Here is a 21,229-nt window from a genome sequence, read left to right on the forward strand (position 1 = left end):
CCCGGTCAACCCGACCGGTCACCCGCCCGCGCCCCATCGACGGACAAGTCAGGAGTTGCACCCCACCGACCGCGACTCAGGAGTTGTACGCGCTCTGCGCCCGCTCCAGCCCCTCGATCACCAGCGCCTCCACGGCGTCCGCCGCCCGGTCCACGAAGTAGTCCAGCTCCTTGCGCTCCCCCGACGAGAAGTCCCGCAGCACGAAGTCCGCCACCGGCATCCGCCCCGGCGGCCGCCCGATCCCGAACCGCACCCGGTGGTAGTCCGCACCCAGCGACTTCGTGAGCGACTTCAGCCCGTTGTGCCCGTTGTCCCCGCCGCCCAGCTTCAGCCGCAGCACGCCGTAGTCGATGTCCAGCTCGTCGTGCACCGCCACGACATTGCCGACCGGCACCTTGTAGAAGTCCCGCAACACCGTCACCGGCCCGCCCGACACGTTCATGAACGACATCGGCTTCGCCAGGATCACCCGCCGGTTGGCGGGCCCCGGCGGACCGATCCGCCCCTCCACCACCTGCGCCTGCGCCTTGCCGTGCCGCTTGAACCGCGCCCCCATCCGCTCCGCCAGCAGATCCGCCACCATGAAACCGACGTTGTGCCGGTTCGCGGCGTACTCGGGGCCCGGATTCCCCAGGCCGGCCACCAGCCAGGGAGCCCCCGCGTCCGTCGTCACGTCCATGTCTCCTTCGCGTCCCTCGAACCCGTCCGTACCCGTCCACACATACGCGTCGGCCGCTGCCCCGGACGGGAACAGCGGCCGACCACACGATGACCGTAGAGCAGGATCAGGCCTCGGCGGCCTCTTCGCCCTCGCCCTCACCCTCGGCCGGGGCCTCCTCGGCCTGCGCGGCCAGGACCTGCAGCACCACGGTGTCGCCCTCCACGGCCAGCTTCACGCCGGACGGCAGCGCGATGTCCTTGGCGTGGATCGAGGCACCGGCCTCCAGACCCGCCACCGACACGGTGACCTGCTCCGGGATGTGCGTGGCCTCGGCCTCGACCGGCAGCGCGTCCAGGACGTACTCCAGCAGGTAACCGCCCGGGGCCAGCTCGCCCTCGGCCTGCACCGGGATCTCGACCGACACGGTCTCGCCGCGCTTCACCAGCTGCAGGTCGACGTGCTCCAGGAAACCCTTGATCGGGTCACGCTGAACCGACTTCGGGATCGCCAGCTCGTTGGTCTTGCCGTCGATGTCCAGCGCGATCAGCACGTTCGACGTACGCAGCGCCAGCAGCAGCTCGTGACCCGGCAGGGTCAGGTGCAGCGGGTCGGAACCGTGACCGTACAGAACACCGGGAACCTTGTTGTCACGGCGGATACGACGCGCGGCACCCTTGCCGAACTCGGTACGCGTCTCGGCGGTGAGCTTCACCTCGGACATGATCACTCCTCGTGGGAATCAGGAACGGACGTGGTCACCCGGCCACGAACGGCCTGCTACGAAGAGCGCGTCGATAACGGAGCGCCGCCCCCGCGAACACGGGTACGGCCTCCCTCGCCGAGCAACTTCAGCAGTCTACTCGGAGAGGAAGGCCGTACCCAAAACGATCAACAGGCGCTCAACAGACGAGGTCGGAGCCTGCAGAACGGTTACTGCAGAACACTCACTGCTCGTCGAACAGGCTCGTCACCGAACCGTCCTCGAACACCTCACGCACCGCACGCGCGATCGTCGGAGCGATCGACAGCACCGTGATCTTGTCCAGCTCCAACTCGTTCGGCGTCGGCAGCGTGTTCGTGAACACGAACTCGCTCACCTTCGAGTTCTTCAGCCGGTCCGCAGCCGGACCCGACAGCACACCGTGCGTCGCCGTCACGATGACGTCCTCCGCACCGTGCGCGAACAGCGCGTCCGCCGCCGCACAGATCGTGCCACCCGTGTCGATCATGTCGTCGACCAGGACGCAGATCCGCCCCTTCACATCGCCCACGACCTCGTGCACCGTGACCTGGTTCGCCACGTCCTTGTCACGCCGCTTGTGCACGATCGCCAGCGGAGCGCCCAGACGGTCGCACCAACGGTCCGCCACCCGCACCCGGCCCGCGTCCGGCGACACCACCGTCAGCTTCGAACGGTCCACCTTCGCACCCACGTAGTCCGCCAGCAGCGGCAGCGCGAACAGGTGGTCCACCGGGCCGTCGAAGAAACCCTGGATCTGGTCCGTGTGCAGGTCCACCGCCAGAATCCGGTCCGCACCCGCGGTCTTCATCAGATCCGCGATCAGACGCGCCGAAATCGGTTCACGTCCACGGTGCTTCTTGTCCTGCCGCGCGTAACCGTAGAACGGCACGATGACGGTGATCGAGCGGGCCGACGCACGCTTCAACGCGTCGATCATGATCAACTGCTCCATGACCCACTTGTTGATCGGAGCCGTGTGGCTCTGGATCAGGAAGCAGTCCGCACCACGCGCCGACTCCTGATACCGCACATAGATCTCACCGTTCGCGAAGTCGAAGGCCTTCGTCGGGACGACCCCGACACCCAGCTGCTGGGCGACCTCCTCGGCAAGCTCGGGGTGTGCGCGGCCGGAGAAGAACATCATCTTCTTCTCGCCGGTCGTCTTGATCCCGGTCACAGCACTTTCTCCTCAGAGGTTCGCAGCTGAGCGACATGGGCGCTCTCCCGCTGGCCGCGGGGGCGTCTCAGCTGGTGGGGTGCGGATGTGCACTTATCACGGTACGCCGTGTTCGACGCACCGGTTTCCGGTCAGTCCTCGCCGCCCGCCTCACGGGACACCGCCTCGGCCGCCTTCGCCGCCGCGCTCCCCGGACGCTTCCGGGCCACCCAACCCTCGATATTCCGCTGCTGGCCACGGGCCACGGCCAGCGAACCGGGCGGCACGTCCTTCGTGATCACCGAGCCCGCGGCGGTGTAGGCACCGTCCCCGACCGTGACAGGAGCCACAAACATGTTGTCCGAACCCGTACGGCAGTGCGAGCCGATCGTCGTGTGGTGCTTGTCCTGCCCGTCGTAGTTCACGAACACACTCGCGGCACCGATGTTCGTGAAGTCACCGATCGTCGCGTCACCCATGTAGGACAGGTGCGGAACCTTCGTCCCCTCACCGATCGAGGCGTTCTTCGCCTCCACGAACGTACCGATCTTCGACTTCAGACCCAGCCGCGTCCCCGGCCGCAGATACGCGTACGGACCGACGGAGGCCTGCGGACCGACGTGAGCGCTGTAGGCGACCGTGTTGTCCACCCGTGCGCCGGCGTCCACCCGGGTGTCCGTGAGCCGGGTGTTCGGCCCGACCTCGCAACCCTCGGCCAGATGCGTGGCGCCGTGCAGCAGCGTCCCCGGGTGAACGACCACGTCCTGCTCGAACGTCACCGTCACGTCCACCCACGTCGTCGCCGGGTCCACCACGGTCACGCCGGCCAGCATCGCCCTGGTCAGCAGCCGGTCGTTGAGAATGCGGCGGGCCTCGGCGAGCTGCACACGGTTGTTGATCCCCGCGATCTCCCGGTGGTCCCCGGCCACCGACGCGCCGACCCGGTGCCCCGCCTCGCGCAGGATCCCCAGCACGTCCGTGAGGTACTCCTCACCCTGACTGTTGTCCGTGCGCACCTTGCCCAGGGCGTCCGCGAGCAGCTGCCCGTCGAAGGCGAACACACCCGAGTTGATCTCCCGGATCGCCCGCTGCGACTCCGAGGCGTCCTTGTGCTCCACGATCGCCGTCACGGCGCCCGAGGCCCCGTCCCGCACGATCCGCCCGTACCCCGTCGCGTCCGGCACCTCGGCCGTCAGCACCGTCACCGCGTTCCCGTCGGCGGAGTGGGTGGCGGCGAGGGCCTTGAGCGTCTCGCCGGTCAGCAGCGGGGTGTCGCCGCAGACCACCACCACGGTCCCGTCCACGGCGCCGCCCAGCGCCTCCAGACCCATCCGCACGGCGTGCCCGGTGCCGTTCTGCTGCTCCTGGACGGCGGTGCGTACGTCGGGGGCGACCTCGGCGAGGTGCGCGGTGACCTTCTCGCGGGCGTGCCCGACGACGGCGACCAGGTTCTCGGGGTCCAGCTCACCGGCCGCGGCGAGCACGTGCCCGACGAGGGACCGGCCGCACAGCTCGTGCAGGACCTTGGGTGTGGCCGACTTCATACGGGTGCCCTCACCCGCTGCGAGAACGACGACGGCTGCCGGGCGAATGGCGCTCACGGGATGCCCTTCGGCTTTGAGGGGGTGGGGGTGGACATCCGCAGGATACCGGGGTGGTTTGTGGGGGACATGAGTGCGGGCCCCGACAGTGATGTCAGGGCCCGCGATGAGGTCACGCACAGTGGCTCCCCCGCAAGGATTCGAACCTTGTCCTGCTAGATCCAAAATCTAGTGTGCTGCCGGTTACACCACGGGGGAACGTGCGTCAGACCTTACCGGAGTCGTGTGATGGCGTCAGCGACGATCCCCGTCCACCAGCCTTCGATCCGGCGGTACAACTCGGCGCTCTGTCGCACGGTGAGTACGAGACAACCGCGGCTGTCATCGCCCGTGTTCTTGCGTACCGTCTTCGGATTGTGCCGCTTGAGCGTCGTCTTGCCGAAGGAGCTGCGGTCCGCCTGGACGACGTCTGCCCAGTAGGCCTCCGCTGACTCGACGTCGGCCGTCTCGTGAATCATTACGCGGTAGGTGATGCGCTCACGCTCGATGCTGAGCAGGTCCAGCCACGAGAGGAAGAGGCGGATCATGTCGGAGTCGCTGTTGACGAAAGTGACTCGTTCTCGTCGCGCATGTGGCTTGTCCTTGGTGCCCTCGGCCCAGTAGAGGGCCACGCCCAGCAGGAACAGATCGCGATCGGACAACGCCCCGATTTCCGCTGCTGCAGCCTCCTTGGTCTGCTGTCGATGCTCCTGGCGCACCGCCAGCTCGTGCTCCCAGCGCTTGCGTGCGGCCAGCCTGGCCTGTTCCGTTGGGTCACGTCGTTCCGGTTTCGGCAGGTCACGTACCCACAAGGAGATCGATCCCTTCGAGCATCCCAGCTCCGCTTCGATCTGGTCGTACGTCCAGCCTTGGAGGCGTAGTTCCCTGGCCTTCGCACGCAGGTCGTCCTTTGCGCGCGGTCGCTTCGTCCACTCCGGCGGCGGCTCGCCCTCCACGAGTCGGTTGAGGATGTCGTTGTTGAAGACCTTCAACTCGTCGCGGATCTGCCGAAGGCTGTAGCCGGCCCGCCGCAGCGCCACCGCCCGCTCCCGCAGCCCTTCGAAGTCCGCGTACTTGTTCTGTGAACGTGCCATGGGCATACCGTCCGGCCGGAATCTTCGTCTCCGGAGGGAAACGGTCCCGGGTTCACCAGTTCGAGGGATATCGCGTCGTATCGTTTGTCGAAAGTCACCGGAAAAGGGGCGGTCGGCGCCCGTAGGCTGGAGGCATGACCACGACGGGGGAAGACCACGTACCGGCCCGGGGTGGGCCTTGGTGGTGGGACAGGCGGCGCGGCGCGGTGCTCGATGTGAGCCTCGGTGTCGTGTCCGCGCTGGAGTGTGCGGCGGAGGGGGTTCCGTTCGCGCGGGACGCCGGGATTCCGACCGCGGCGGGGGTGCTGTTCGGGCTGCTGGCCGGTTCGGTGCTGGTGGTGCGGCGGAAGTGGCCGATCGCGGTGGTGCTGGTGGCGCTGGCCATCACGCCGGCCGAGATGGGCTTCCTGATGGGCGTCGTCGGCCTGTACACGCTGGCGGCGTCGGAGCTGCCGCGGCGGATCATCGGGGCGCTGGCCGGGATGACGTTCCTGGGGACCCTGGTCGTGACGTTCGTGCGGCTGGGGCAGGACATGGCGCGGGACGGTCTGGAGCTGGGGGACTGGTTCCTTCCGTTCGCGTCGATCGCGACGTCCCTGGGGATGACGGCGCCGCCGTTGCTGCTGGGTCTGTACGTGGGGCAGCGGCGTCGGCTGATGGAGAGCCTGCGGGAGCGGGCGGACAGTCTCGAGCGCGAGTTGCAGTTGCTCGCGGAGCGGGCGGAGGAGCGCGCGGAGTGGGCGCGGGGTGAGGAGCGGACCCGGATCGCGCGGGAGATGCACGACGTGGTGGCGCACCGGGTGAGTCTGATGGTGGTGCATGCGGCGGCGTTGCAGGCGGTGGCGCGGAAGGATCCGGAGAAGGCGGTGAAGAACGCGGCCCTGGTGGGGGACATGGGGCGGCAGGCGTTGACGGAGTTGCGGGAGATGCTCGGGGTGCTGCGCAGTGGCGGGGAGGGTGCGCGTGCGGAGCGGGCGTCGGTGCCGTTGGCGGCGGTGGGGGTGGCTGCGGCTGCGGCGGCGTCGCGGGCGGCGGAGGACGGGGAGTCGTCGTCGGACGGGCCGTGTCTGTCGGAGCTGGACGAGTTGATCGGGCAGTCGGAGGCGGCCGGGATGGTGGTGGATCTGTCCGTGGAGGGGGAGCGGCGTGCGTATGCGGCGGAGGTGGAGTCGACGGCGTTCCGGGTGGTGCAGGAGGCGTTGACGAACGTGCACAAGCATGCGGCGGGTGCGAAGACGTATGTGCGGTTGGCGCATCGGGTGTCGGAGATCGCGATGCAGGTGGAGAACGAGCCGCCGCCGGAGTTGTCGGGTGAGGCGTCGGCGCGGTTGCCGTCGGGGGGCAATGGGCTGGTGGGGATGAGGGAGCGGGTGGCCGCTCTGGGGGGTGTGTTCGTGTCGGGGCCGACGGATGCGGGGGGTTTCCGGGTGTCGGCGGTGATTCCGGCGTCGTAGGGGTGGGCCGGTCGTCAGTTGGTGGTGAGGCGGGTGGGCTGGGTGCCGGCGACGAGGGTGGCGAGGGCGGTGTCGATGGTGGGGCCGAGGTACCAGTCGCCGGTGTGGTCGAGGGCGTAGACGCGGCCTTCGGTGTCGATGGCGATGAGGGCCTGGCTGTCGGTTTCGGTGCCGAGGGGGCAGGTGTGGGTGCCGAGTGCCCGGCCGAGGTCGCCGAGGGTGCGGGCCATGTGGAGGCCGTGGAGGGGGTCGAGGTGGAGGGTGGCGGGGGCGATCTGGCGGCCCGGTCCGGTGGGGGTGATGTGGAGTCCGCCGAATTCGGCCCAGGCTTCGACGGCGGCGGGGAAGACGGTGTGGCGGTGTCCTGCGGGTGAGGTGTGTTCGCGCAGGGTGTCGGCCCAGATTTCGGCCTGTTTGATGTCCCAGCGTCCGGGTTGCCAGCCGGCGTCGCGGAGTGCGGCGTCGACGGGGACGGGGAATCGGGTGGTGGAGGTGCGGTCGGCTTGCATGTGCCCTGGTTCGTTTCGTCGGCTGGTGCGGCGGGTTGGTCGGCGGTGTGGGTGCCGGTCAGTCGTCTCAGTCGTCGTCGGTCGTGGGGTCGACGACGCGGACGCCGAAGTGGGCGGTGAGGGCGGTGCAGGCGCGGCAGGGTGCGGCGAAGGCGCCGTGGAGGGGGTCGCCGTCCTCGCGGATGCGGCGGGTGGTGAGTTTGGCGTGTTTGAGTGCTTTGCGGGCTTCGCCGTTGGTCATGGGTTTGCGTGCGGCGCGTTTGCTGCGGGCGGCGTCGGCGGTGGCGAGGTGCCGTGAGATGAGGATGGTCTCGGCGCAGCGTCCGGTGTAACGGTCTCGTTGGCCGCTGGTGAGGGTGTCGAGGAAGTCCTGGACGAGGTGGTGCAGGGCGGGTGGCGTGTCGGCGCGGGTGGCGGTGCCGGTGAGGGTGGTGCCGCGTACGGAGAGGGCGGCGGCGACGGTGGGGAGTATGCCGTCGCGGCGGTGCCGGAGGGTGGGGGCCTGGGCGGTGTCGGTGCTGCTCCAGCCGATGCGGGGGTCGCCGCCGTGGCGGTCGTCGGACCGTCCGGTGTCGGGTCCCGTCTGTGTCGCCGTCATGATCGTTTCCCCTCCTGAGCATCCCCCCGGAGGTCACAGAGTGCCAAATCCCGTGGCTGCTGCGGAAGCTGGGGCGTGGCGACACGCCCGGGTATGGGCGGTGTGTCACGGGAGGGTGACGGCTGGTCACGGAAGTGGGGGTGCCGGGGGCGGGGTGCGGGGTCCGGTGCCGGTGACCCCTCTGGCGGTACCGCATAGGCTGTCGGCACCGCGGTCGGACGCGGGGACCAGACAGTGCAGGCAGATCAGAGGGATCTGGCAGCAGACAGACGCCGCAGGGGGCAACCGCCATGACGACAGGTCGGCTCGGGCAAGCAGCCGCGCCGCCGAACGCGGCCTATGCCGGGCAGGTCGTGCATTTCCCGGATCCGGTGCGGGCGGCCCGTCACCCGAGAGGGGTACGGGTGGACGCGGGTGGTTACCCCGATTTCTCGCCGTACGCGCGTGCGGTCGCGGAGATCGCGGATCCGCCGGAGGGTTTCGGGGTCGACGAGTTGCGGCTGACGGACTACGTGTCGGCGAACGCGGCGCTGTCGGCGTCGGGGCACGAGTTGTGGGACACGGTGCCGGCGGTGGCGACGCCGCACGGCTGGACGTGGCACCACGTGGCGGGTTCGCGGCGGATGGAGCTGGTGCCGGTCGAGGTGAAGGCGTTGCTGCGGCACCACGGCGGGATCGCGACGGCGGCGGTGGACCAGGCCAAGCGGGGCACGCGGCCGTTGCAGGAGACGCGTCCGGCGCACTTCGGGCTGCCGAAGTCGGGGGTGGCCGTCACGGAGCAGCAGGTGCAGGGGGTCGAGGAGGACCTGGGGTACCGGCTGCCGGGTGCGTACCGGTCGTTCCTGAAGGCGGCGGGCGGGTGTGCGCCGGTGGGCACGGCGCTCGACGCGGAGCTGGGGCTGCTGGTGGACCAGCCGTTCTTCACGGTGCGTGAGGAGGCGGCGGTCAACGACCTGGTCTATGTGAACAAGTGTCTGCGGGACCACCTGACGAAGGATTATTTGGGCGTCGCGTTCGTCCAGGGGGGTCTGCTCGCGGTGAAGGTGAAGGGCGAGCGGATCGGTTCGGTGTGGTTCTGCGCGTACGACGACGTGCGGGACGTGGATCCGTCGTGGCCTCCGGCGGATCGTGTGGAGCGGCTGCTGTTGCCGTGCGGTGAGGATTTCGACGCGTTCCTGTCGCGTCTGGCGGGCTCCCCGCCGGAGTTGGAGACGGTGGCGAACCTGATGGTGGACGGCGGGTTCGCGCGTGCGGTGCCCGCGTCGGCGTCGGTAGGGGAGTGAGCTGACGATGGTGACGTTCGCGCAGGCGCAGGAGCGTGCGGAGGAGTGGGTCAACGGCGATCTGCCGGCGTACCAGCACCGTGAGGTGCGGGTGCGGGAGTTCGACCTGGGGTTCGTGGTGTGGGCGGAGGACCGTGCGGACGGTCCGCGTTCGGACGGGGGTGCGCAGCGGCTGGTGATCGCCCGGGACAGCGGCGAGGCGACGCTGTGGCCGTCGTTGCCGGTGGGTGAGGTGATCCGCCGGTACGAGGAGGAGTACGGCCGTCCCGACGAGGCGGAGGCGCCGGCCGCGGTGCCCGCGGCGCGGGTGGATCTGAATCAGACGTCGTTCTTGTTGAGTCCGCCGGAGTGGTTGCAGGAGGCGGCGGACCGGATCGGTATTCCGGATCGCCGGCGGGGGGATCAGGAGGGGCGGGACGGCGGTGGCACCGGGGGTGCCGGGTCCGTCGCCGGGTCTGGTGTGGGGTCCGGTGCCGGTGGCGGGTTGCCCGAGACGCAGGCGGGGGTGCCGTCGGCTCCGGCGGCGGCGTCGGCGGACGCCCCGTCCGGGAGTGGTGCGGGGTGGCCGGCCGCGGGCTCCGGAACGGGCGCGGGTGACTCGGGGGCGGGCGCGGGTGCGTCCGGTGCGCCGAGTGGTCCGGGTGCGTCGAGTACTCCGAGTGCGCCTGCCGGGGCGACCCCCTGGGCGGGGACGGACACCAACGCGGATGCCGGTGAGGACCGTTCCGTACCGCTGCCCCAGACCGTGTTCTCACCGCCGTTGAGCGGTGCCGACGACGACACGCCGCCGCCCTCGACGACGCCGGATGCCAAGACGGCGCTGATGTCGGGCGGCAGTCAGCTTCCGCCGACGGCGCTCGCGCCGGCGATCGGTGACCCGAACGCGCCGGGCGGGCCTGGCGCTCCGGGCGGCCCGAACGTGCCGGATGCGTCCGCCGGGGCGGGTACGCCGCCGCCCGCGTCACTCACGCCGCCCGCGGCGCAGCCGTCCGCCGGTCCGGGGGCGCCCGCTGGTCCGGGGGCGTCCGGTCCGGGGGCGCCCGCCACGCCGCCCCAGCCGTTCGCGTCGAACGCCGGGGATCTCGCCGACGCCGCGACCAGCAAGGCGACGCCTCCGCCGCGCCGTGGCGGTGGTTCGTCGACGCCGCCTCCGCCGAGCGCTCCGGGTGTGCCGGGCGCGCGTCCGGGGACTCCGCCCGCGCCGTCGGGGACTCCGGCGCCGGGTACGCCGGCGGGTGGCTACGTGCCGACGCAGCTGGTGTCGTCGCTGGGCCCCGAGGGCCCGGGCGGCGGCCCCGGCACGCCGCCTCCGCCCAGCGCCCCGGGTACTCCGCCCCCGCCCGGCGCTCCACAGCCCCCCGCGGGTCAGGGTGCGCCGGGAACTCCGCCGCCGCCGAGTGCGCCGGGTACGCCGCCGCCGAGTGCGCCGAACGCGCCGGGTGGGACGCCGCCGGGCGGGATGCATCATGCCGCCACGATGCTGGCCGACCCGGGCCGCCCGGGCGGTGCCCCGCAGCCTCCTGGACCTCCCGGCCAGCCCGGGGCTCCCGGCGTTCCCGCCGCTGCGGGTGCTCCCGGTGCGCCCGGCGCGCCTTCCGGCCCGGGTACGCCGCCACCTCCTCCGGCCGCTCCCGGTGCTCCCGGTGCCGTGCCGCCGCCCGGTTCTACGGGGGGCGCTCCCGGTGCCGTTCACCACGCGCAGACCGTGCTGGCGTCGCCCTCCGTGGGCGGTCCCGGCGGCATCGGTGCGCCTCCGCCGCCCCCCGGCGCCCCCGGTGTTCCGGGCACCCCCGGTGCCGTACCGCCGCCCTCCGGGCAGCCCGTGCCGGGGCAGCCGCCGGCGTACGGATATCCGCCGCAGCCCACCGGTCAGCCGACCGTCGGTCCTGGCTACCAGGCCGTGCTGCGCTACCGCGCGCAGGACGGTTCCGAGCAGCAGCTGATCCGGCGTTCCGCGCCGGGTACGCCGCACCCGGAGTGGCAGATGTTCCACGAGCTGCGCTCCATGAACGTGCCGCCGGACCAGGTGCTCGAGCTGCACACCGAGCTGGAGTCGTGCGAGCTGCCGGGGGCGTACTGCGCGCGGATGATCCGGGAGCAGTGGCCGCAGGCGCGGATCACCTCGATCGCGCCGTACGGTCTGGACCACGCGAGCCGGCAGCAGGGCATGCAGCAGTTGCTGGCGCACCAGGGCGAGTTGCACCAGGTGGCCGACGGCCCGGCGCGTCCGGCGCCGGTGCGGGCGCCGCTGCCGCAGGTGCAGCCGGCGCCGCCGATCCCGCCGGAGGGCATCGGGCAGGAGCTGGCGGCGGCGTTCGGGCCGGGCGTGTTCCGGTTCGAGCAGGCCGCGGTGTCCCGGCAGGGGGTGCCGCCGGTCGTGGCGCACACGCTGGTGGCCGCGGGGCTGCCGATGGACATGGGCCCGTTCTTCTGGGCGCAGGCCCAGCCGGGGCGCCCGGTGCCGACGCTGGCGGAGCTGGCGGCGGAGCGCGGTGTGCAGCCGGCCTCGGACGCGGGGTCGTACCTCGTCGTGGGCAGCGACTTCGGCCGGGCGATCTGTGTGCAGTACGGCACGGCGGCCATCGTCGCGGTGCCCGTGGAGGCGGGTCCGGGCGGCGCGCCCGTGCCGCCGCAGTTCGTGAACACGGGGCTGCCGGAGTTCGCGCGTTCCCTCGCGCTGCTGGGCCGGATGTGGCGGCTCAGGTTCGGTCTGAACCAGGAGCAGGCGGGCCGCTGGACGGTGGACTTCCAGGCGCAGTTGGCCGCGCTGGACCCGGCTGCGCTCGGCTCGCCGGAGAGCTGGTGGTCGGTGCTGCTCGAGCAGATGTGGGACGGGCTGCTGTGAGGCGCTCGCGCCGCTGACGCGCCCGACGGGCGGGGCCCGGCCGATCTGTGGGTCGGCCGGGCCCCGCCCTTTTGCGTGCGGTGTGTCGGATTATGTGTGCTTACGCCCGATCCATAGAGTCGGACGGGTCCATGTGATGCGGCAGGTCCACCGCGGGGTGGGCCAAGGGTGATGCAGGGGTGATGGGCATGAGCGGTGCATCGGCGTCCCCCCACGGCTTCGTGACCGTACGCGGGCGCGGGCGCGGATACCGTCCCGAGCAGGTGGAGGCGTACGCCGCGGCCCTCTCCGAGGAGCGTGACGCGGCCTGGGAGCGCGCCGCCCGACTCACCGTGCTGGCCAGGGAGATGGAGGCGGACCTGGGGGACCTGGAGGAGGTGGTCGAGCAGCTCACCTCGCAGGACTACGAGGTGCTGGGGGAGAGCGCGCGCGATCTGTTCCGGCTCGTCGAGGCGGAGGGCGAGGCGGTGCGCGAGCGGGCGCGTGTTGCCGCCGAGGAGCTGATGGAGGACGCGAGGGCGCACGCGGCCGGGGTGCGGGAGGCGGCCCGGGCGCACGCCGACGCCGTACGCGCCGAGGCCGACGAACATGCCCGGCAGCTGCTGCTCGCGGCGCGTGCGGAGGCCGACGAGGTGCGGATCGAGGCGCGGCGCGATGTGAAGGCGGGGCGTGCGGAGGCGCTGGCCGCGTTGCGCGAGGCGCGCCGGCGCAGCACCGGGACGGCGGCCGAGCAGAGCGGGGAGCTGGCCGAGCGGTGGGCGGCGGCGGAGCGGGCCGAGGAGGAGCAGGTGCGGGTCCTGGACGCCCACTACGCGGAGCTGGTGGCGCGGGCCGAGCAGGGGGCGCGTGAGGCGGAGCGGGAACTGGTCGCCGCCCGGGAGGCGGCCGGACGGCGGCAGGAGGAGGCCCGGGCCCGGGCGGCCGAGCTGGTCGCCGAGGCCCGGGTGCGTCAGGAGCGCATCGCCCGCGACACCGAACGGGTGCTGCGCGAGCACGGAGAGCGGTGGGACGAACTGCAGGCCCAGATGGACTCCGTACGCAGCAACCTCAGTGCGCTGACGGGCCGTGCGGTGGAGTGACGGCAGGTCGAAGGGCCGACTGACCCGACGGGCCGACGACCCGACGACCCGGTGCCGGTCATCAGGCCGGGCGCGTACGCGGACAGGAGCAGGAAGAGGGTGAAGTAGCCGAGCGCGGTGAGGGTGGCGGTGCGCCGCTGCCTGCGGTAGGCGCTGCGCAGGATCCGCAGGTCGCTGTGGCGGCCCAACGGGTCGCGGCGGGGCGCGCGGCGGGCCGTGGGGCCGATGTGCGGGGCGTAGGGGGGCGGGGGTGGCGGGCGGTGCGGGTACGACGGGGACGGGTCGTAGGTCATCCCGGTTCTCCTTGCGCGGCTTGGGTCCGAGCGGCGGACCGCAGGAGGTGGGGGGTGGGGGCCACGCACGTTACTCGCGGGTTGGGTGGCACGCTGCGTTTTGGCCGAACTGATCGGTCGGTATGTGCCCGCGCCCGCGTTGCCGAGGGTGTGTCCGCTCCCGGCTCCCGTGCCGTCCGCTTGACCCTGACGCGGCGTCAGGGCGGATGCTCGATGCGTCTCAGGGAGGAGGGCGACCCCGAGGCCCGCTCCGCCCAGGGGTGGACTGCCCCTAGGGGTACCTCCGTACTACGGCTCGGGGAGGGTTCGTACCGACGGAGGACGAGACGGGCCCGGGGCGTCCTTAGTCTGGCTTTACGCCGCTGGGGGGCGGTGAACCGGACCCGCGGGGGTGGGGTTTTCCTCAGTAAAAGACTGCGCTGAACACCAGCGCGGCAGGCCCCCGGTTCCGGCCAGACTCTTCGAGACAGCAGCAGGTGCGGGCGCGGCGGTACGGACATCGCGCGGGGCACCGGCGGCTCACTCGATGACCGACATAGGAGACATGACATGACATCGGCCGTAAGTATTCCCGCACACGGGAGCACGGGAGGGCGTACGGCCGTTGCCGCGCGGGCGCGGCAGGTCGTGAAGGCCTACGGCTCGGGCGAGACCCGGGTGGTCGCTCTCGACCACGTCGACGTGGACATAGCCCGCGGTCAGTTCACCGCGATCATGGGCCCCTCCGGGTCCGGCAAGTCCACGCTGATGCACTGCCTGGCCGGCCTGGACACCGTCACCAGCGGCCAGATCTACCTCGACGAGACCGAGATCACCGGCCTGAAGGACAAGAGGCTCACCCAGCTGCGCCGGGACCGGATCGGCTTCATCTTCCAGGCCTTCAACCTGCTCCCGACGCTCAACGCGATCGAGAACATCACGCTGCCCATGGACATCGCCGGCCGCAAGTACGACCGCGCGTGGCTGGACCGCGTCGTGGAGACCGTGGGGCTCGCGGGGCGGCTCAAGCACCGGCCCACCCAGCTCTCCGGCGGCCAGCAGCAGCGCGTCGCCGTGGCGCGGGCCCTGGCCGCCCGGCCCGAGATCATCTTCGGGGACGAGCCGACCGGAAACCTGGACTCGCGGGCCGGCGCCGAGGTGCTCGGCTTCCTGCGCCGCTCGGTCACCGAACTGGGCCAGACCATTGTGATGGTCACCCACGACCCGGTGGCCGCCAGTTATGCGGACCGGGTGCTGTACCTCGCCGACGGCCGGATCGTGGACGAGATGTACCAGCCCACCGCCGAAGCCGTCCTGGACCGCATGAAGGACTTCGACGCCCGGGGGCGCACGTCATGACCGTCGTGAAGACCTCGATGCGCAACTTCTTCGCGCACAAGGGCCGCATGGCGCTCTCGGCGGTGGCGGTGCTGCTGTCGGTGGCGTTCGTCTGCGGCACGCTGGTGTTCACCGACACGATGAACACCACCTTCGACAAGCTCTTCGCGATCACCTCCTCCGACGTGACGGTCTCTCCGAAGGACGCCAAGGCCGAGGACACCCCGCAGAACGGGGTGCCGGAGTCGCTGCCGGCGTCCACGCTGGAGAAGATCCGGTCGGCCGACGGCGTGGAGTCCGTCGAGGGCGCGGTCGCCTCGATGAACGTGACCGTCGTCAACTCCGACAACGACAACGTGGAGGCCACCAGCGGCGCCCCCACCATCGCGGGGAACTGGACGAAGAACGACCTGCGGTCCATGGAGATCACCTCGGGCCACGCCCCGCGCGGCCCCACCGAGGCGATGGTCGACTCCGACACCGCCGACAAGCACGACCTGAAGATCGGCGACGAGCTGCGCACCATCGCGCAGACCGGCGACTTCAAGGCGAAGATCGTCGGCATCGCCTCCTTCACCGTCACCAACCCCGGTGCCGCGGTCGTCTACTTCGACACCCCCACGGCCCAGCGTGAACTGCTCGGCGGCACGGACCGGTTCAGCCAGTTCAACGTCACCGCGGCGTCCGGTGTGACCGACGCGCAGCTGAAGAAGAACGTCTCCGGAGCGCTCGGAGACGGCACCTTCAAGGTCCAGACCGCCAAGGAGACGTCCGACGAGGGCCGCGAGGACGTCGGCGAGTTCATGGACGTCATCAAGTACGCCATGCTCGGCTTCGCCGGGATCGCGTTCCTGGTCGGCATCTTCCTGATCATCAACACCTTCTCCATGCTGGTCGCCCAGCGCACCCGCGAGATCGGCCTGATGCGGGCCATCGGCTCCTCCCGCCGGCAGGTCAACCGTTCCGTGCTGGTCGAGGCGCTCCTCCTCGGGGTCGTCGGCTCGGTTCTCGGTGTCGCGGCCGGTGTCGGGATCGCCATCGGCTTGATGAAGCTGATGTCGGCGGCGGGCATGAACCTGTCCACCGACGACCTGACCATCAAGACGGCGACCCCCGTGACCGGTCTGATCCTCGGTGTCGTGGTCACCGTCCTGGCCGCCTACCTGCCGGCCCGCCGGGCCGGGAGGATCTCCCCGATGGCGGCTCTGCGCGACGCCGGTACGCCGGCCGACGGCAAGGCCGGCTGGATACGCGGCCTGATCGGCCTGGTGCTCACTGGCGCCGGCGCCGCCGCCCTGCTCACGGCCGCCTCCGCCGACAAGGCGAGCGACGGCTCGATGATGCTGGGCGCGGGCATCGTGCTCTCGCTCATCGGGTTCGTCGTCATCGGCCCGCTGCTGGCCGGGTTCGTGGTCCGGGTGATCAGCGCGGTGCTGCTGCGCGCCTTCGGCCCGGTGGGCCGCCTGGCCGAGCGCAACGCCCTGCGCAACCCGCGCCGCACCGGCGCCACCGGTGCCGCCCTGATGATCGGCCTCGCCCTGGTGGCCTGCCTGTCCGTCGTCGGCTCCTCCATGGTCGCCTCGGCCACCAGTGAGCTGGACAAGACGGTCGGCGCGGACTTCATAGTCCAGGGCAACCAGCGGATCGTGCCGCAGGCCGAGAAGGCCATGACCGACACGCCCGGCCTCGAGCACGTCACCCGCTACAAGATGCTCGACGCCACGCTGACCTCGCCCGACGGCAAGACGGACGACGACGGCGTCACGGCCGCCGACCCCACCTACGCCGAGGACGTGCGCCGCGCGACGACGGAGGGCAAGCTCTCCGCCGCCTACGGCACCGACGCCATGTCGGTCGGCTCGGACTACGCCGAGAAGCACGGCGTGCATGTCGGCGACACCGTCACCGTCGCCTTCAAGGGCGGCGAGACCGCGAAGCTCAAGGTGGCCGCGATCACCAGCGACGACGTGGCCATCGACCAGGGTGCCCGGTACATCGGCATCGAGACGATGGAGAAGTACCTGCCGGCCGAGAACGTCCCGCCGAACACGATCATGTTCGCCAAGGCGAAGGACGGCCAGGCAGACCAGGCGTACGCCGCGCTGAAGAAGTCCCTGGACGCCTACCCGCAGTACCAGGTGGCCGACCAGACCGACTACAAGCAGGAGCTGAAGGACCAGGTGGGCCAGCTGCTGAACATGGTCTACGGCCTGCTGGCCCTGGCGATCATCGTCGCGGTCCTCGGTGTGGTGAACACCCTGGCGCTCTCGGTGGTCGAGCGGACCCGGGAGATCGGCCTGATGCGGGCCATCGGTCTCTCCCGCCGGCAGCTGCGCCGCATGATCCGCATGGAGTCCGTGGTCATCGCCCTCTTCGGCGCGCTGCTCGGTCTCGGCCTGGGCATGGGCTGGGGCGCCACGGCCCAGAAGCTGCTCGCCCTGGAGGGACTGAACGTCCTGGACATCCCCTGGCCGACGATCATCGGGGTCTTCGTCGGATCGGCCTTCGTGGGCCTGTTCGCCGCCCTGGTCCCGGCCTTCCGGGCAGGCCGCATGAACGTCCTGAACGCCATCGCGACGGACTAGCACCCGTCCCAACGGCCACCGCACACGGGGGTTGCGGGGGAAGCCCGGCGCCAGAGGCCCACCGCCTCCGGCGCCGGGCACTTTCGCACCCACCTCCGGACACGGCAGCCTCCGCACCCGGGACACGGCAGCCTCCGCACCCGGGGCACGGCAGCCTCCGCACCCGGGGCACGGCTGCCTTCCGGCCCCGGGGCGTCCGTCACCCCGGGCGTTTCGTTTCAGCCCACCGAGTCGGGTGGTGTGGGGGCACAGGGCCCCGGGGGTCCAGGGGGCTCCGCCCCTGGTGCGGCCGCCTCGGCGCGGGCCCACGCTTCCGGCGTCATCCACAGCCCCCGGCGCCGTCGAGCAGACCGACGTAACCTGGACACCCCCGGCCCTCACCGCGTCGGGTTACTCGTGTTGCCCCACCCCAGGACGGAAGCGCCCCTTCAATGAGCCTGCACGGTCTGCTCGACGCCGTCGTCAAGGACACCGCCCTCGCGGAAGCGATCTCGGCGGCCGCAGACGGCAACCGCATGCACGTCGACCTCGTCGGCCCGCCCGCGGCCCGCCCCTTCGCGATCGCCGCCCTGGCCCGCGACACGGGCCGCCCGGTGCTGGCGGTGACGGCGACGGGACGCGAGGCCGAGGACCTGGCGGCGGCCCTGCGCTCCCTGCTGCCGCCCGAGGGCGTCGTGGAGTACCCCTCCTGGGAGACCCTCCCGCACGAGCGGCTCAGCCCCCGCAGCGACACCGTCGGCCGCCGCCTCGCCGTCCTGCGGCGCCTGGCCCACCCCCGCCCCGACGACCCCGAGACCGGCCCGGTCTCCGTCGTCGTCGCACCCGTGCGCTCCGTGCTCCAGCCGCAGGTCAAGGGCCTGGGTGACCTGGAGCCGGTGGCCCTGCGCACCGGAGAGAGCGCCGACCTGGATGAGGTCGTCGAGGCGCTGGCAGCGGCCGCGTACGCGCGCGTCGAGCTGGTCGAGAAGCGCGGCGAGTTCGCCGTGCGCGGTGGGATCCTGGACGTCTTCCCGCCGACGGAGGAGCACCCGCTCCGCGTCGAGTTCTGGGGCGACGACGTCGAGGAGATCCGTTACTTCAAGGTCGCCGACCAGCGCTCCCTCGAGGTCGCCGAGCACGGCCTGTGGGCCCCGCCCTGCCGCGAGCTGCTGCTGACCCGGGACGTGCGCGAGCGGGCCGCCGCCCTCGCCGAGGACCACCCCGAGCTGGGCGAACTGCTCGGGAAGATCGCCGAGGGCATCGCGGTGGAGGGCATGGAGTCCCTGGCCCCCGTCCTCGTCGACGACATGGAGCTGCTCCTCGACGTGCTGCCCAAGGGCGCGATGTCCGTGGTGTGCGACCCGGAGCGGGTGCGGACGCGGGCCGCCGACCTGGTCGCGACGTCGCAGGAGTTCCTGCAGGCCTCCTGGGCGGCCACCGCGGGCGGCGGCGAGGCCCCCATCGACGTGAACGCGGCCTCCCTGTGGTCCATCGCCGACGTCCGGGAGCGCGCCCGCGAGCTGGACATGATGTGGTGGTCCGTCTCCCCCTTCGCCGCCGACGAGACGCTGACGTCCGACGCGGACACTGCGGGCGACTCGGACACCCTCAAGCTCGGCATGCACGCCCCCGAGACCTACCGCGGCGACACCGCGAAGGCACTGGCCGACACGAAGGGCTGGCTCGCCGACGGCTGGCGCGCGGTCTACCTCACCGAGGGCCACGGTCCCGCCTCCCGCACCGTCGAGGTCCTCGGCGGCGAGGGCATCGCCGCCCGCCTCGACCAGGACCTCGGCACGCTCAGCCCCTCGGTCGTGCACGTCTCCTGCGGCTCGATCGACCACGGCTTCGTCGACCCGGCCCTCAAGCTGGCCGTGCTCACCGAGACCGACCTGACCGGTCAGAAGGCCGCAGGACGCGAGGGCGCCCGGATGCCGGCCCGGCGCCGCAAGACCATCGACCCGCTCACCCTGGAGTCCGGCGACTACATCGTCCACGAGCAGCACGGCGTCGGCCGCTACATCGAGATGGTGCAGCGCACCGTCCAGGGCGCCACCCGCGAGTACCTGGTCGTGGAGTACGCCCCCGCCAAGCGCGGCCAGCCCGGCGACCGGCTCTACATCCCCACCGACCAGCTGGAGCAGATCACCAAGTACGTGGGCGGCGAGGCCCCCACCCTGCACCGCCTCGGCGGCGCGGACTGGACCAAGACCAAGGCCCGCGCCAAGAAGGCGGTCAAGGAGATCGCCGCCGACCTGATCAAGCTGTACAGCGCCCGGATGGCGGCGCCGGGACACGCCTTCGGCCCGGACACCCCCTGGCAGCGGGAGCTGGAGGACGCCTTCCCCTACGCGGAGACGCCGGACCAGCTCACCACCATCGCCGAGGTCAAGGACGACATGGAGAAGACGGTCCCGATGGACCGCCTGATCTGCGGCGACGTCGGCTACGGCAAGACCGAGATCGCGGTCCGCGCCGCCTTCAAGGCCGTCCAGGACGGCAAGCAGGTCGCCGTCCTCGTCCCCACCACCCTGCTGGTGCAGCAGCACTTCGGCACGTTCAGCGAGCGCTACGCCCAGTTCCCGGTGAACGTGAAGGCGCTGTCCCGCTTCCAGACCGACACCGAGTCGAAGGCGACCCTGGAGGGCCTGCGCGAGGGCTCGGTGGACATCGTCATCGGCACCCACCGCCTGTTCTCCTCCGAGACGAAGTTCAAGGACCTGGGCCTGGTCATCGTCGACGAGGAGCAGCGCTTCGGCGTCGAGCACAAGGAGCAGCTGAAGAAGCTCCGTGCCAACGTCGACGTGCTCACCATGTCCGCCACACCCATCCCGCGCACCCTGGAGATGGCCGTCACCGGCATCCGCGAGATGTCCACGATCACCACCCCGCCGGAGGAGCGCCACCCGGTGCTGACCTTCGTCGGCCCCTACGAGCACAAGCAGATCGGCGCCGCGATCCGCCGCGAGCTGCTGCGCGAGGGCCAGGTCTTCTACATCCACAACCGCGTGGAGTCCATCGACCGGGCGGCGGCCAAGCTCCGCGAGATCGTCCCCGAGGCGCGCATCGCCACCGCCCACGGCCAGATGTCGGAACAGGCGCTGGAGCAGGTCGTCGTCGACTTCTGGGAGAAGAAGTTCGACGTGCTGGTCTCCACGACCATCGTCGAGTCCGGCATCGACATCTCCAACGCCAACACCCTCATCGTCGAGCGCGGCGACAACTTCGGCCTCAGCCAGCTCCACCAGCTGCGCGGCCGCGTCGGCCGGGGGCGGGAGCGCGGTTACGCGTACTTCCTCTACCCGCCGGAGAAGCCCCTGACGGAGACCGCGCACGAGCGGCTCGCCACCATCGCCCAGCACACCGAGATGGGCGCCGGCATGTACGTGGCGATGAAGGACCTGGAGATCCGCGGCGCGGGCAATCTGCTCGGCGGCGAGCAGTCCGGCCACATCGCGGGCGTCGGCTTCGACCTGTACGTACGGATGGTCGGCGAGGCCGTCGCCGACTACCGGGCCTCCCTGGAGGGCGGGGCCGAGGAGGAGCCGCCGCTGGAGGTCAAGATCGAGCTGCCCGTCGACGCGCACGTCCCGCACGACTACGCGCCCGGCGAGCGGCTGCGCCTCCAGGCGTACCGCTCCATCGCCTCCGCCAACAGCGAGGAGGACATCAAGGCCGTACGGGAGGAGCTGGTCGACCGTTACGGCAAGCTGCCGGAGCCGGTGGAGAACCTGCTGTTGGTCGCGGGCCTGCGGATGCTCGCGCGGGCGTGCGCCGTCGGCGAGATCGTGCTCCAGGGCAACAACATCCGGTTCGCGCCGGTGGAGTTGCGAGAGTCCCAGGAGCTGAGGCTCAAGCGGCTCTACCCCGGCAGCGTCATCAAGGCGGGCACCCACCAGGTGCTCGTACCGCGTCCGAAGACCGCGAAGGTGGGCGGCAAGCCGCTGGTCGGGCGGGAACTGCTCGGCTGGGTGGGCGAGTTCCTCACCTCGATCCTGGGGTCGTAGCAGCCGGGGCCGGGGCCCGTCAGCGGAGAGGCCGTCCGCCGGGAAGC

At 71.4% G+C, this 21,229-nt stretch carries 14 protein-coding genes and 1 tRNA gene; 7 read left to right on the forward strand and 8 right to left on the reverse strand.

The window, feature by feature from the left end:
- Window positions 1-76: 76 nt before the first annotated feature.
- The 6 genes from pth to NI25_RS23285 form a co-directional block, all read right to left on the reverse strand.
- Window positions 77-679 carry an aminoacyl-tRNA hydrolase gene (gene pth / locus NI25_RS23260; protein ID WP_061444299.1) on the reverse strand — a complete coding sequence of 201 codons (603 nt, stop codon included), beginning with the start codon at window positions 677-679 and terminating at the stop codon, window positions 77-79.
- A gap of 106 nt (window positions 680-785) precedes the next feature.
- The gene (locus NI25_RS23265) at window positions 786-1,382 is read right to left on the reverse strand and encodes a 50S ribosomal protein L25/general stress protein Ctc (RefSeq protein WP_061444300.1); all 597 of its coding nucleotides are present in this window, start codon (window positions 1,380-1,382) and stop codon (window positions 786-788) included.
- Window positions 1,383-1,605: 223 nt separating this feature from the next.
- Window positions 1,606-2,580 (reverse strand): ribose-phosphate diphosphokinase, encoded by a 975-nt coding sequence (locus NI25_RS23270; protein ID WP_061444301.1) that lies wholly within the window; start codon window positions 2,578-2,580, stop codon window positions 1,606-1,608.
- A 131-nt stretch (window positions 2,581-2,711) separates the two neighbouring features.
- Window positions 2,712-4,160 carry a bifunctional UDP-N-acetylglucosamine diphosphorylase/glucosamine-1-phosphate N-acetyltransferase GlmU gene (gene glmU / locus NI25_RS23275; protein ID WP_061444302.1) on the reverse strand — a complete coding sequence of 483 codons (1,449 nt, stop codon included), beginning with the start codon at window positions 4,158-4,160 and terminating at the stop codon, window positions 2,712-2,714.
- A 122-nt stretch (window positions 4,161-4,282) separates the two neighbouring features.
- Window positions 4,283-4,358 (reverse strand) — tRNA-Gln (locus tag NI25_RS23280).
- A gap of 14 nt (window positions 4,359-4,372) precedes the next feature.
- Window positions 4,373-5,233 (reverse strand): hypothetical protein, encoded by an 861-nt coding sequence (locus NI25_RS23285; RefSeq protein ID WP_061444303.1) that lies wholly within the window; start codon window positions 5,231-5,233, stop codon window positions 4,373-4,375.
- Window positions 5,234-5,367: 134 nt separating this feature from the next.
- Between NI25_RS23285 and NI25_RS23290 the strand changes: the two genes are divergently transcribed.
- Window positions 5,368-6,687: a sensor histidine kinase gene (locus NI25_RS23290; RefSeq protein WP_061444304.1), complete on the forward strand. Its 1,320-nt coding sequence runs from the start codon at window positions 5,368-5,370 to the stop codon at window positions 6,685-6,687.
- 14 nt (window positions 6,688-6,701) lie between these two features.
- Here NI25_RS23290 and NI25_RS23295 read toward each other — a convergent pair whose 3' ends face one another.
- On the reverse strand, window positions 6,702-7,196 hold the full coding sequence (locus tag NI25_RS23295; RefSeq protein WP_061444305.1) for an SUKH-3 domain-containing protein: 495 nt from the start codon (window positions 7,194-7,196) through the stop codon (window positions 6,702-6,704).
- Window positions 7,197-7,263: 67 nt separating this feature from the next.
- Complete coding sequence (locus tag NI25_RS23300; protein WP_061444306.1) at window positions 7,264-7,794, reverse strand: YwqJ-related putative deaminase; 531 nt, start codon at window positions 7,792-7,794, stop codon at window positions 7,264-7,266.
- Window positions 7,795-8,084: 290 nt separating this feature from the next.
- Here NI25_RS23300 and NI25_RS23305 point away from each other — a divergent pair, with 290 nt between their 5' ends.
- The 6 genes from NI25_RS23305 to mfd all read left to right on the forward strand — a co-directional run bounded on the left by NI25_RS23305 (window position 8,085) and on the right by mfd (window position 21,182).
- Window positions 8,085-9,077, forward strand: a complete 993-nt coding sequence (locus tag NI25_RS23305; protein ID WP_061444307.1) for an SMI1/KNR4 family protein — start codon at window positions 8,085-8,087, stop codon at window positions 9,075-9,077.
- A gap of 7 nt (window positions 9,078-9,084) precedes the next feature.
- Window positions 9,085-11,922: an SUKH-4 family immunity protein gene (locus NI25_RS23310; protein ID WP_061444308.1), complete on the forward strand. Its 2,838-nt coding sequence runs from the start codon at window positions 9,085-9,087 to the stop codon at window positions 11,920-11,922.
- 188 nt (window positions 11,923-12,110) lie between these two features.
- Complete coding sequence (locus tag NI25_RS40635) at window positions 12,111-13,001, forward strand: hypothetical protein (protein ID WP_061447057.1); 891 nt, start codon at window positions 12,111-12,113, stop codon at window positions 12,999-13,001.
- A gap of 842 nt (window positions 13,002-13,843) precedes the next feature.
- Window positions 13,844-14,632: an ABC transporter ATP-binding protein gene (locus NI25_RS23320; protein WP_061444309.1), complete on the forward strand. Its 789-nt coding sequence runs from the start codon at window positions 13,844-13,846 to the stop codon at window positions 14,630-14,632.
- Window positions 14,629-17,196, forward strand: coding sequence for an ABC transporter permease (locus NI25_RS23325; RefSeq protein ID WP_061444310.1), 2,568 nt, complete (start codon window positions 14,629-14,631; stop codon window positions 17,194-17,196). The genes NI25_RS23320 and NI25_RS23325 overlap by 4 nt, the downstream gene beginning before the upstream one ends.
- A 431-nt stretch (window positions 17,197-17,627) precedes the next feature.
- Window positions 17,628-21,182, forward strand: a complete 3,555-nt coding sequence (gene mfd / locus NI25_RS23330) for a transcription-repair coupling factor (protein WP_061444311.1) — start codon at window positions 17,628-17,630, stop codon at window positions 21,180-21,182.
- Window positions 21,183-21,229 lie beyond the last annotated feature (47 nt).

The sequence above is a fragment of the Streptomyces sp. CCM_MD2014 genome (assembly GCF_000772045.1).
Lineage (GTDB): Bacteria > Actinomycetota > Actinomycetes > Streptomycetales > Streptomycetaceae > Streptomyces > Streptomyces salinarius.

What these genes read in the sequence shown, in the direction of transcription:
- NI25_RS23305 (WP_061444307.1), top strand. Translation starts at nt 8,085, where the DNA reads ATGACGACAGGTCGGCTCGGGCAAGCAGCCGCGCCGCCGAACGCGGCC.
- NI25_RS23265 (WP_061444300.1), bottom strand. Translation starts at nt 1,382, where the DNA reads ATGTCCGAGGTGAAGCTCACCGCCGAGACGCGTACCGAGTTCGGCAAG.
- NI25_RS23290 (WP_061444304.1), top strand. Translation starts at nt 5,368, where the DNA reads ATGACCACGACGGGGGAAGACCACGTACCGGCCCGGGGTGGGCCTTGG.
- NI25_RS23295 (WP_061444305.1), bottom strand. Translation starts at nt 7,196, where the DNA reads ATGCAAGCCGACCGCACCTCCACCACCCGATTCCCCGTCCCCGTCGAC.
- NI25_RS23310 (WP_061444308.1), top strand. Translation starts at nt 9,085, where the DNA reads ATGGTGACGTTCGCGCAGGCGCAGGAGCGTGCGGAGGAGTGGGTCAAC.
- NI25_RS23320 (WP_061444309.1), top strand. Translation starts at nt 13,844, where the DNA reads ATGACATCGGCCGTAAGTATTCCCGCACACGGGAGCACGGGAGGGCGT.
- NI25_RS23285 (WP_061444303.1), bottom strand. Translation starts at nt 5,233, where the DNA reads ATGGCACGTTCACAGAACAAGTACGCGGACTTCGAAGGGCTGCGGGAG.
- NI25_RS40635 (WP_061447057.1), top strand. Translation starts at nt 12,111, where the DNA reads ATGAGCGGTGCATCGGCGTCCCCCCACGGCTTCGTGACCGTACGCGGG.
- mfd (WP_061444311.1), top strand. Translation starts at nt 17,628, where the DNA reads ATGAGCCTGCACGGTCTGCTCGACGCCGTCGTCAAGGACACCGCCCTC.
- pth (WP_061444299.1), bottom strand. Translation starts at nt 679, where the DNA reads ATGGACGTGACGACGGACGCGGGGGCTCCCTGGCTGGTGGCCGGCCTG.
- NI25_RS23300 (WP_061444306.1), bottom strand. Translation starts at nt 7,794, where the DNA reads ATGACGGCGACACAGACGGGACCCGACACCGGACGGTCCGACGACCGC.
- NI25_RS23325 (WP_061444310.1), top strand. Translation starts at nt 14,629, where the DNA reads ATGACCGTCGTGAAGACCTCGATGCGCAACTTCTTCGCGCACAAGGGC.